General features: G+C 68.6%; 7 protein-coding genes. 4 read left to right on the top strand and 3 right to left on the bottom strand.

The window, feature by feature from the left end:
• Positions 1–498: 498 nt before the first annotated feature.
• Positions 499–1,227: a DNA polymerase III subunit epsilon gene (dnaQ, locus tag ACYQ2W_RS16665; protein WP_459869483.1), complete on the top strand. Its 729-nt coding sequence runs from the start codon at positions 499–501 to the stop codon at positions 1,225–1,227.
• Between the two features lie 231 nt (positions 1,228–1,458).
• On the opposite strand, the gene ACYQ2W_RS16660 is transcribed toward dnaQ, so the two are convergent.
• Positions 1,459–1,791 (bottom strand): FKBP-type peptidyl-prolyl cis-trans isomerase, encoded by a 333-nt coding sequence (locus ACYQ2W_RS16660; protein WP_459869481.1) that lies wholly within the window; start codon positions 1,789–1,791, stop codon positions 1,459–1,461.
• A 197-nt stretch (positions 1,792–1,988) separates the two neighbouring features.
• Here ACYQ2W_RS16660 and ACYQ2W_RS16655 point away from each other — a divergent pair, with 197 nt between their 5' ends.
• A complete protein-coding gene (locus ACYQ2W_RS16655; RefSeq protein ID WP_459869479.1) occupies positions 1,989–3,209 on the top strand; it encodes an HD-GYP domain-containing protein in 1,221 nt (406 codons plus the stop codon).
• Positions 3,210–3,677: 468 nt separating this feature from the next.
• Positions 3,678–5,312: a methyl-accepting chemotaxis protein gene (locus ACYQ2W_RS16650; protein WP_459869477.1), complete on the top strand. Its 1,635-nt coding sequence runs from the start codon at positions 3,678–3,680 to the stop codon at positions 5,310–5,312.
• Here the strand turns inward: ACYQ2W_RS16650 and ACYQ2W_RS16645 are convergent.
• Positions 5,309–6,661 (bottom strand): alanine/glycine:cation symporter family protein, encoded by a 1,353-nt coding sequence (locus ACYQ2W_RS16645; RefSeq protein ID WP_459869475.1) that lies wholly within the window; start codon positions 6,659–6,661, stop codon positions 5,309–5,311. The two genes, ACYQ2W_RS16650 and ACYQ2W_RS16645, sit on opposite strands and share 4 nt — an antisense overlap.
• 306 nt (positions 6,662–6,967) lie before the next feature.
• Here ACYQ2W_RS16645 and ACYQ2W_RS16640 point away from each other — a divergent pair, with 306 nt between their 5' ends.
• Complete coding sequence (locus ACYQ2W_RS16640) at positions 6,968–10,066, top strand: response regulator (RefSeq protein WP_459869473.1); 3,099 nt, start codon at positions 6,968–6,970, stop codon at positions 10,064–10,066.
• A gap of 396 nt (positions 10,067–10,462) precedes the next feature.
• On the opposite strand, the gene ACYQ2W_RS16635 is transcribed toward ACYQ2W_RS16640, so the two are convergent.
• The gene (locus ACYQ2W_RS16635) at positions 10,463–10,993 is read right to left on the bottom strand and encodes an REP-associated tyrosine transposase (protein ID WP_459869471.1); all 531 of its coding nucleotides are present in this window, start codon (positions 10,991–10,993) and stop codon (positions 10,463–10,465) included.
• Positions 10,994–11,538: the final 545 nt, after the last annotated feature.

Below are 11,538 nucleotides of genomic sequence, written 5' to 3'. Positions count from 1 at the left end.
CCACGTTACCACGCAGAGCGTGGTAACGAGGACCGAGGACCACCCCTGGTTACCACGCTCCGCGTGGTAACCCGGCCTCTCGGTTGGCAGCGGCGCGTCCCTCCGGACGCTCCGCGTCGGCCGTCCATGCCGGGTGATGTGCCGCGGCTTCGGGGCTGCACCCCGATCCGGCTTGGGATGCGACGCGGAGCGTCGAAGAGCAGAGCGTTACCACGCAACGTCACGTTACCACGCAGAGCGTGGTAACGAGGACCACCCCTGGTTACCACGCTCTGCGTGGTAACCCGGCCTTTCGGTCGGCAGCGGCGCGTCCCTCCGGACGCTCCGCGTTGGCCGTCCATGCCGGGTGATGTGCCGTGGCTTCGGGGCTGCACCCCGATCCGGCTTGGGATGCGACGCGGAGCGTCGAAGGGCAGAGCGTTACCACGCAGCGTCACGTTACCACGCAGATCGTGGTAACGAGGATTTGCAGGATTTGCAGGATTCACGAGAGGTCGTATGCGTCAGATCGTGCTCGATACCGAAACCACCGGCCTGGAGCCCAAACAGGGGCACCGGATCATCGAGATCGGCTGCGTGGAGATGGTCAACCGCCGCCTTACCGGCAACACCTACCACCAGTACATCAACCCCGAGCGGGAGGTGGATCAGGGGGCGGTCGAGGTCCACGGCATCACCAACGAGATGCTCGCCGACAAGCCCACCTTCCGCGAGATCGCCGCCGAGTTCATGGCCTTCGTCGACGGCGCCGAGCTGGTGATCCACAACGCGCCCTTCGATACCGGCTTCCTCAACCACGAGCTGCGGCGCCTGCGCGCCGAGGGCGGCACGGACTTCGGTACCATCGAGGCGCACTGCGAGGTGACCGACACCCTGGCGCTGGCGCGCAGGATGCACCCCGGGCAGAAGAACAACCTCGACGCCCTGTGCAAGCGCTACGACATCAACAACAGCCACCGCGAACTGCACGGCGCGCTGCTCGACTCCGAGATCCTCGCCGACGTCTACCGGGCGATGACCGGTGGCCAGAAGAAGCTCTCCCTGGACGGGGAGAGCGACGAGGGTGCCGGCGGCGGCGAACAGGTCGCGGCGATCCGCCGCCTCCCCGCCGACCGCCCCCGCCTCAAGGTGGTGCGTGCCTCCGGGGCGGAGCTGGAGGCCCACGCCGGCTATCTGGAGGCGATCGACAAGGCGAGCGGCGGCAACTGTTTGTGGAACCGGGGGTGATCCTCCCCGGAAACTGGAGGCCGGTCGCGCCGATGGGGGTGGAGGCGTGCGGTGTCAGGTCAAAGGCAAAAGGTCAAAGGGAGGAGGAGCCGTGCCAGTCCGATGCCTCGCTTCCCGACCAGTGCGGCGCTGAACAATGGGGGGCGCCAAGCGGAGGTCCTTTAACCTTTTGCCTTTCACCTTTTTCCCGAAAATAATTTCCGCCAGCCATTGTCAAATCCCGGCGCCGGCTCAGGTCGAAACCTCCAGCAGCTCGATCTCGAAGGTCAGCGTTGCGTTGGGAGGGATCACGCCGCCGGCGCCGGACTCGCCGTAGGCCAGCTCCGGCGGGATGGTGAGCTTGCGCCGGCCTCCCACCTTCATCCCCTTCACCCCCTGGTCCCAGCCGGGGATGACGTAGCGGCAGTCGAGGGGGAAGCTGAACGGCTGGTTGCGCTGCACGCTGCTGTCGAAGACGGTGCCGTCCTCCAGCCAGCCGGTGTAGTGGACCACCACGGTGCAGCCGCGGCCGGTGGCCTCGGCGCCGTCGCCCACCGCCAGGTCCTCGATCTTCAGTTCACTCATCGTTCCGTACCTCCGTCACTTCTTCATGGGCCGGCGATTCTCCCACAGCCGGCTTCATCCCTTCCACCCGCGATCTTGAGAATAATGCTCAGGAATGTGGGGCGGGGTGCCTATGGGAAAGTGCGCGGTGTAGTAGAATACTTAACGTTGCGTTAGGAAGTTTCTGAATTGTTGCCCCGTCCGCTGGAGTGGTGGTCATGCTCAGACGTATCGACGTGGATGGTCTGCGGGTCGGCATGTTCGTCTGCCGGCTCGACCGCTCATGGCTGGAGACGCCTTTTTTCCGCCATCGCTTCCTGATCCGCAATCGCAAGCAGCTGGAACAGCTGCGTGCCGCCTGCCGTCAGGTGACCATCGACACCGAGCAGGGGCTCGACCTGCCGCCGGCGGCCAATATCACCGCCGAGGAGCTGGCGCCGGCGCAGCTGTTGGTGGCGGCCACCGAGGAGCAGGCCCACTCCCTCGGTCGTGAGCTGGTCACCGCCGGCGGTGCCCACCGCGAGGCCTCGGGGGTGTTGGAGCAGGTGCTCGACGACGTCCGCCTGGGGCGCGGGGTGGATACCCAACGGACCCGGCAGGTGGTCAAGGGGCTGACCGAAAGCGTGGTGCGCGAGCCCAGCGCGCTGCTCTGTCTCACCCAGCTCAAGACGCGCAGCCGCTACGCCGCCCAGCACTCGGTCAACGTCTGCATCTTCACCCTGGTGTTCGCCCGCCACCTCGGCCTGCCCGGGGAGGTGATGCACGACCTCGGACTGGGGGCGCTGCTGCTCGACGTGGGCAAGGCGCGGATCCCCGTGGAGATCCTCGACAAGCCGGATAAGCTGACCCCGGCGGAGTTTGCCCTGGTCAAACGCCATACCCTATACGGGCGCCGGATCCTGGAGCAGCACGGGGTGAGCGATCTGGTGCTGGAGGTGGTCTCCGACCACCACGAGCGGATCGACGGCAGCGGTTACCCGCGCGGGCTGAAGGGCAAGGAGATCGGTCTCTATGCCCGCATCGTCGGCCTGGTGGACGTCTACGACGCGATCACCAGCGCGCGGGTCTACGGCGACCCGGTCTCCACCCTGGAGGCGATGCGCCTGCTCTATCAGTGGCGTTACCAGCAGTTCGATCACCGGCTGGTGGAGAAATTCATCCAGTGCCTCGGCGTCTACCCCGCCGGCAGCCTGGTGGAGATGGACAGCGGCGAGGTGGGGGTGGTGGTGCGGGTCAACGCCCGCAACCGCACCCGGCCGGTGGTGCGGCTGCTGCTCGACCGCTCGAAACGGCCGTTGGCGGAGGCGCCGCTGGTGGACCTGACCCGGCCGATGGAGGACGGCGCGTCGATGACCATCGGCAAGGTGCTCGACCCCCTTGCCTGGCAGGATCGCCTTGGCGAGATGTGGAACGAGGAGACCCTGGCGGCCAACGTGTGAGGCCGTTAGAATGGTCTCGCGGCCTCCACGGAACGGACTGAGCCCACCTCCTCCGGAATGCCTACCGCGCCACTGGGACGGCGCGCCCGTTCCCCGCTTCGGCGGCCGTACCCGTGGCGGGACCCGATGGTTTCCCCGCGCGACCCCGGCCCCTCCTCTTCCCGTCTATTCGTGAAAAGGACTCCCCGTCCGCGCGCGCGCCGCTCGAAGCGTTCCGAGAGGGGGCGTCTTCCCCGTTCACCGGTTGCGCTGGTGAAGCGGGACGCGATCGTCTATAAGGCAAAACAACCGTGGATCAACGGGATGAAGGAGGAGACACCGCGTGCCGATGGCGCTGGCGTCGGTGGAGGAACTCCTCGGTGAAGTGCCGCATCTTGCCGGCTGGACGGTTCCCGTTTTTGTGTTGTCGAGTTCTTGTCGTATCCCATCCGTGGCGGGAGGGAGACCGTTTTGATAGCAGGTAATCAGATGCAAAGGCAAACGATGCTCCGCCACCTGTCGGTGCGGGGAAAGATCAATCTGGCGCTGGCCGCCTCCTACCTGCTGGTGATGTGCGGAGTGATCGCCTACACCGCGGTGAGCGAATACGGTCTGGTCCACGAACTGGTGCGCGACCAGATGGTGGACACCGCCGACAGCTACTTCGACGGCATCAACACCCTGATGCTCACCGGCAGCATGGGCCAGCGGGAGATCCTGCGCCACAAGGTGCTCTCCCGTCCCGGCATGCTGGAGGCGCGGATCGTCCGCGGCGAGGGGGTGCGCAAGATCTACGGCGACGGCGAGGCGGTGGAGCATGCGGCCGACGACCTCGACCGGCGCGCCCTCGGCGGCGAGGAGATCATCCGCTTCGACGAACGCGACGGCGAAAAGGTGCTGACCGTGCTGCGCCCGTTTCGCGCGAGCACCGACTACCGCGGCACCAACTGCCTGCTCTGCCACCAGGTGCCCGAGGGGACGGTGCTCGGCGCGGTTCGCCTCAGCTACTCCCTGGCCGCGCTGGAGCAGCGCGTCCGCCACAACCTGATCGGCTCCGCGTTGACCCAGCTCGCCCTCTTCGGCGTTGGCCTGGTGACCGTGATGCTGGTGTTGCGGCGGGTGGTGATCCGGCGCATCGAGGGGCTGCGCGGGGTGATCGAGGAGATCGCCCGCGACGCCGACCTGAGCCGCGACATCCCCTGCCGCATCCCTGACGACGAGATCGGCACGATGGTGGAGGCCTTCAACCGGATGATCACCCGCTTCCGCGACGGCATGATCCGGGTCTCCGAGTCGACCCATGAGCTGGCCGAGGTGACCCGCCGGGTCTCCACCATCACCCACCAGACCCTGGAGGGGGCGAAGGCGCAGCGCAGCGAGACCGATCAGGTGGCGCGGGTGATGGACGAGGTCAACACCGCCATGCAGCAGGTGAGCGCCGGGGCGGTGCGGGCGATGGAGGCCTCCGAGAGTGCCGACGAGCAGTCGCGCCAGGGGACCGGCCTGGCGCGCCGCGCAGACCAGGGTATCCAGCGCCTGCTGGGGCAGATGGAGGACGCCAATACGGTGATCGGTTCGGTGGAGAACGGTACCGACGAGATCGGCGTGGTCCTCGACGTGATCGCCGACATCGCCGAACAGACCAACCTGCTGGCGCTGAACGCCGCCATCGAGGCGGCGCGGGCCGGCGACCAGGGGCGCGGCTTCGCGGTGGTGGCCGACGAGGTGAGGACACTCGCGGCGCGCACCCACGAATCGACCAAGAAGATCCAGGCGATGATCGAGCGGTTGCAGAGCGGGGCGCGCAACGCGGTGCGGGTAATGGACCAGGCGGTATCCCAGGCCCGCGACGGCGGCGACGACGTGCGCCACTCCACCGAGGCGCTGGAGCGGATCGCCGGCGAGATCGCCGCGATCAGCGGCTTCAACCGCGAGGTGGCCGCCGCCGCCGCCCAGGAGAGCCGCAGCACCGACCAGGTGAGCGCCAATCTCGCGACCATCGGCGAGATCGCCGACCGCACCACCGCCGGCGCCGAACAGACCGCCGGCGAGGCCGAACGACTCCAGGCCCTGGCCGAACAGCTGGAGGAGCTGGTCGGCCGCTTCCGTCTCGATGCCCGCTAATCCTCCCGCGCGAAGTACTCGCGGGTGATGCGGAACACCAGCGGGCTGAGGACGATCAGCGCGATCAGGTTGGGCAGCGCCATCAGCCCGTTCATGATGTCGGCCACCAGCCACAGCGCCTCCAGGTTGCCCAGCGCCCCCAGCGGGATGGCGAGCACCCACAGCACCCGGTAGAAGGGGATCACCTTCACCCCGAAAAGATACTCCGCGCAGCGCTCGCCGTAGAAGCTCCAGCCCACCAGGGTGGTGTAGGCGAAGAGCGCGATGCCCAGGCTCACCACGTAGGCGCCGGTCCCCGGCAGCCCCCCCTCGAAGGCCGCCGAGGTGAGCGCCGAGCCGGTGTAGGCCGCGCCGGTGGCCGGGTCGAGCAGGGTCCAGGCGCCGCTGGTGATGATCACCAGCGCGGTCATCGAGCAGATCACGATGGTGTCGATGAAGGTGCCGAGCATGCCGATCACCCCCTGGCGCACCGGGTTGTCGGTCTTCGCCGCGGCATGGGCGATCGGCGCGGTGCCCAGCCCCGCCTCGTTGGAGAAGACCCCGCGGGCGACGCCGAAGCGGATCGCCGCCATCACCGCCGCGCCGGCGAAGCCGCCGGTGGCGGCGCTGCCGGTGAAGGCGCTGTCGACGATCAGCGCCAGCGCGGACGGGATCTCGCCGGCGTTGAGCCCCAGGATGACCAGGGCGCCGGCGACGTAGGCGATCGCCATGAACGGCACCAGCTTGCCGGCCACCGCGCCGATCGACTTGATGCCGCCGATCAGCACCAGCGCGGTGAGCACCGCCAGCGCCGCGCCGCTGACCCCGACCGGCACGCTGAAGTTGGAGTGGAGGGCGTTGGCCACCGAGTTGGCCTGGATGGTGTTGCCGATGCCGAAGGCGGCCACCGTGCCGAAGAGCGCGAACAGCCACGCCATCCAGCGCCACTTCTCGCCCATGCCGTTCTTGATGTAGTACATCGGGCCGCCCTGGTAGCGGCCGCGGCTGTCCACCTCGCGGAAGCGCACCGCGAGCACCGCCTCGCCGTACTTGGTGGCCATCCCCACCAGGGCGGTGATCCACATCCAGAACACCGCCCCCGGGCCGCCGAGGGCGATGGCGGTGGCAACGCCTGCGATGTTGCCGGTGCCGACGGTGGCCGACAGCGCGGTCATCAGCGCCTGGAAGGGGCTGATGTCACCCGCCTCCGCCTCGGCGTGGCGGCCCTTCCACAGCATCCTGAAGCCGTAGCCCAGGCGGCGTATCGGCATCAGGCGCAGGCCGACGGTGAGGAACAGGCCGGTTCCCACCAGCAGGGTGAGCATCACCGGGCCCCAGACGAAGCCGCTGATCGCATTGAGAAGATCCATGAGTCGAATGCCTTTTTCCCGTTGATTGTCGAATTGCGCTATTTGACCACAGAGCGGGGCGGCGGCGCACCGTTCCACGACCCCACCGGGGTCGTCGAGAATTATCCGCCCAATCGGTTAACCGACTGTTTTTGCAGGTCGCGTTAGGGATGGAACGATCCGTTTTCCGGCGCGGCCCGCGCCGGAGCCGAAATCTTGACCAATCGACCCGGCCATTCGCCGGAATTCCAGGCTAAACTAACCCTCCGCCCGCCTGCCAGGGAAGCGGTGGATTCGCCCCCTCTACCCGGTTGTCCTCGTCGGTTCGTGAAACAGAACAACAACACCCGCCGGTACAACGCGCTCTTCGCGGTGGTCTCGCTGTTCATCGCGCTCAGCGACCTCGCCTTCGTCGGCCTCAACTACCGGGCCGCCGGGCAGGTGCTGCACCACAACCTGGCCGAGCAGGGGCGCCAGTACCGCGACGTCTACGCCCACACCCTCGAGCAGACCGCCACCTTCATGGAGCAGACCGCCACCTACGTGGCCAACGACCCGCGGGTGCAGCAGCTGTTCCTCTCCGGCCGCCGCGCGGTGGAGGCGGAGGGGGGCGGGCCGGGCGGGGTGGCGGCGGCGCGCATCCGCGGCGAACTCTACGACCTGGTGGTCGGCGGCTGGCAGGAGATGAGCCGCCAGTACAACGTCCGCCAGCTCCACTTCCACCTCGCCCCCGGCGACGTCTCCTTCCTGCGGGTGCACAAGCCGGGCCGGTTCGGTGACGACCTGAGTGCCGTGCGCCACACCATCGTCGCCGTCAACCGCGACCTCGGCCGCGCCCGCGGGTTCGAATCGGGGAGGGTCTACGCCGGGGTGCGCGGGGTGGTGCCGGTGTTCGCCGACGAGGGGGGGAAGCGGGTCCACGTCGGCGCGCTGGAGGCGGGCACCTCCTTCTCGCTGATGCTCAACCAGCTCCACCGTGCCCTCGGGGCGCAGTTCGCGGTGCTGATGACCCTCGAGCACGCCCGCGCCACCATGTGGCCCGAATTCCTGCGCAACTACCTGCAGAGCCACCCGCCGGTGGGCGGCCATCTGCTGGAGGCGCACACCAGCGAGGCGGTGCTCGAGCTGCTCGCCCGCCCCGAGGTGCAGGCCTCGCTGGCCGACGGCGGGACGGTGCTCAGCGAGGTCTACGGCCAGCCGGTGGCGGTGGCCCACTTCCCGTTGCGCGACTACCTCGGCACCGTCCACCCCGAGCGTCCGCCGGTGGGCAAGGTGCTGGTCTGGTTCGACGCCGCCGAGGACGTCGCCGCCTTCCGCCAGGGGGTGCGCACCAACGTCCTGTGGGGCGTCGGCGGCTTCCTCTTCGTCGAGTTCCTGCTCTACTACTTCTGGGGCTTCGCCGCGCGGCGCTTCGAGCGGCGGGTAGCGGAGAAGACCACCGAGCTGGAGGGCGCCAATCGCGCCCTGGCGCGGGCCAAGCAGGAGGCCGACGGCGCCAGCCGCGCCAAGAGCCTGTTCCTCGCCAACATGAGCCACGAGATCCGCACCCCGATGAATGGCGTCATCGGCATGCTGGAGCTGCTCGGCGGCACCCGCCTCGACGCCGAGCAGCGGCACTACCTGGCCACCGCCCTGCGCTCGGCGGAGATGCAGCTCACGGTGATCAACGACGTGCTCGACTTCTCCAAGATCGAGGCGGGCCGGCTGGAACTGGAGGAGGAGGAGTTCGATCTCGGCGAACTCCTCGGCGAGGTGGCCGAGCTGGTCGCCGCCTCCGCCCTCAACAAGGGGGTGGAGCTGATCACCTTCGTCGATCCGCGGATCGACCGGCGGCTGCTCGGCGACGAGCTGCGGCTGCGCCAGGTGCTGCTCAACCTGGCGGGCAATGCGGTCAAGTTCACCGAGCGGGGCGAGATCGAGCTGCGCGCCGAGCTGCTGGCCGAGGAGGCGGGCCGTTACCGCCTGCGCCTGTCGGTGCGCGACACCGGCATCGGTATCGACCCGGCCACCATCGAGCGGCTGTTCAAGCCCTTCAGCCAGGGCGACAGCGCCACCACCCGCAAATACGGCGGCACCGGCCTCGGCCTGACCATCTCCCGCCGGCTGGCGGAGCTGATGGGCGGGGAGATGGGGATCGACTCCGCGCCGGGGGAGGGGAGCCTCTTCTGGGTGCGCCTGACGCTGGCCCACGGGAGCCCCCGCGGCGAGCGTACCCACCCCGACCTGCACGGGGTGCAGGCGCTGATCGTCGACGACAACGAGACCAACCGCGAGGTGCTGGAGCGTTATCTCGACAGCTGGGGGATGCGCCACCGCAGCGCCGCCGACGCTGCCACCGCCCTGGCCCTGCTGCGCCAGGCCTCGGCGGTGGGCGAGCCGATCCGCCTGCTGCTGCTCGACTACCACATGCCGGAGGTCGACGGTCTCGGGCTGGCGCGGACGATCCGCGACGACGGTACCATCGAGCGCCCCGTCACCCTGCTGCTCAGTTCGGCGCGCGCGGAGTCGCGCAAACGGCTGCGCGCCCTCGGCATCCGCGGACAACTGCTCAAGCCGATCCAGCGCGACCGCCTGCTGGAGGCGATCGAGCGGCTGTTCCGCGGCGATGAGGCCGCCGTCCCCGAGGCACGCGCCGCCACCGTTCGCGGCCTGCTCGGCCGGGTGCTGCTGGCCGAGGACAATCTGGTCAACGTCCAGGTGGCGGTGGGCCTGCTCTCCCGCCTCGGCCTGCCGGTGGATGTCGCCGCCACCGGCCGCGAGGCGCTGGCGATGAGCACCGAACGGCGCTACGACCTGATCCTGATGGACGTCCAGATGCCCGAGATGGATGGTTACGACGCGACCCGCCGGATCCGCGAGCGGGAGCGCGAGTGCGGCGAGGGGCGGGTGCCGATCATCGCCATGACCGCCCACGCCCTGAAAGGCGACCGCGACCGGTGTCTGGCCGCCGGGATGGACGACTACCTGGTCAAACCGGTGCGCTGGGAGGCCTTCGCCGAGACCCTCGCCCGCTGGCTGCCGGCCGGCGAGGGGCCCGCCGCCGGACGCTTGGCCGCCGGCGCCGAGGAGGAGGCTCGCGAAGCGGCGGAAGGGCTCGATCGCGCGGTGCTCGACGAGCTGCGCAGCAACCTCGCCGCGGTACCCAACGGCTTCGAACAGGTGGTGGAGGAGTTCCGCCGCTCCGCCCCGGAGCTGCTGGAGGCGGCCGCCGCGGCGATCCGCGCGGAGGACCCGAAGGCGCTGCTGATCGCCGCCCACAGCCTCAAGTCGAGCGCCGCCACCCTCGGCGCCATGCCCCTCTCCGCCGCCGCCAAGGCCCTGGAGGCGCTGGCCCGCGACGGCCGCCTGGAGGGCGCCGCCGCGCTCCACGACGAGGCGCAGAAGCGCCTGGCGGAGGCCGAGCGGGCGCTGGCCGAGGAGGGGTGAACCCCCCTTTACCGGTCCCGCCTTGGTGGCGGTGGGTTTTTACCATGAAGGGCATGAAGAGGAACGAAGGGCTCGAAGGAGGGAAACGACGCGGCCGCCCTTCCCTTCATGCCTTTCATGGTGAAATCATCCCGACGTCGGCCGATCGGTACGACGGCAGAGTCGGGATTGGGCTGTCTCGTTTTACTCATCGGCTTGAAACCCGTAGGGCGGATTAGCGATAGCGTAATCCGCCGAAACGAAGGCACCCACACAGCGGAAGCCGCACCGGTCTCACGGAACGGCACGCCTCGGGATGACCCGACACCTCGTACCGGCATCCCGCGGCGGTGCCTCCGTTCCCGGCGGGTTACGCTGCGCTAACCCGCCCTACCCGTCACCCGATTCACTGCCGTCTCACTCGCCGGTGGGAAAGTCGTCGCCGGGGGCGGTGCCCCAGTCGATGGGGTAGATGCCTTGGCGGACGGCGCGGTGGAAGGTGGAGTGGGGCCAGCCGGCCACCTCCGGGACGTGGCCGTGTTTCACCGGGTTGTAGTGGATGTAGTCGAAATGGCGGGCATAGTCGTTCTCGTCACGGATCCCGTGCTCCCAGAAACGACGGGACCAGATCGCCCGCTCGCCCCGCTCGCGCCGTACCGCCGAACGCCGCTCCTGCTGCGGTATGGAGCGGGCGAAATGGCTCTTGATCAACCGCCAACGGGTGGAGAAGTCATCGTCCCCCGGCGGCAGGGTCCACAGGGCGTGGAGGTGGTCGGGCAGCACCACCCAGGCGTCGATGTGGAACGGCCGTTTCGCGCGAACCGCCCGCACCGCCTCGCGCAGCGCCTCGATCCGTTCACACAGGATGGCGCCGTTCCTCCGTTCCAACAGCGTCACGGTGAAGAAGTAGCATCCCCCGGCGACCCGGTAGCGGCGGTAGTTGGGCATCGCTCTCCCCTGCGGTGGTTCGCGGAAAGGTCGATTATCCCGTTGTGCGCCAGCGATGACGATTGGCAGAAATCTGATCCACTTTCACCGCCGGAAAGAACGAGGGTGCAATGACTATCTCCCACCCCGCAATGGAGGGGTAGGGCGGATTAGCGATAGCGTAATCCGCCGGATCGAAGCTGGAGAGGTGGCGGGGCTTGCCGAACCGCTCGGAAGGGTTTGGCGGAGGCATCCCGCGGCGGAGCCTTCGTTTCGGCGGGTTACGCTATCGCTAACCCGCCCTACGGGGTTCCGTGGTTGGAAAGAACGAGGGTGGCAATGACCATCGCCCACCCCGTGATGGAGGGGTAGGGCGGATTAGCGTTAGCGTAATCCGCCGAGCCGAGGCTGGAGAGGCGGCGGGGCCTGGCGAACCGTTCGGAAGGGTTTGGTGGAGGCGTTCTGCGGCGGAGCCTTCGTTTCGGCGGGTTACGCTGCGCTAACCCGCCCTACGGGGAGCCGTGGTTGTGAGAGCGAGGGTGGCAATGATCCTCTCCCACCCCGAA

Source organism: Endothiovibrio diazotrophicus, assembly GCF_054657215.1.
Note: the sequence above shows the minus strand (reverse complement) of the source record. Positions and strands in the feature narration are given on the sequence as shown.

Bases quoted from the DNA above. Each gene is read 5' to 3' on its own strand.
- ACYQ2W_RS16660 (WP_459869481.1), bottom strand. From the start codon at position 1,791: ATGAGTGAACTGAAGATCGAGGACCTGGCGGTGGGCGACGGCGCCGAG.
- ACYQ2W_RS16655 (WP_459869479.1), top strand. From the start codon at position 1,989: ATGCTCAGACGTATCGACGTGGATGGTCTGCGGGTCGGCATGTTCGTC.
- ACYQ2W_RS16645 (WP_459869475.1), bottom strand. From the start codon at position 6,661: ATGGATCTTCTCAATGCGATCAGCGGCTTCGTCTGGGGCCCGGTGATG.
- dnaQ (WP_459869483.1), top strand. From the start codon at position 499: ATGCGTCAGATCGTGCTCGATACCGAAACCACCGGCCTGGAGCCCAAA.
- ACYQ2W_RS16650 (WP_459869477.1), top strand. From the start codon at position 3,678: ATGCAAAGGCAAACGATGCTCCGCCACCTGTCGGTGCGGGGAAAGATC.
- ACYQ2W_RS16635 (WP_459869471.1), bottom strand. From the start codon at position 10,993: ATGCCCAACTACCGCCGCTACCGGGTCGCCGGGGGATGCTACTTCTTC.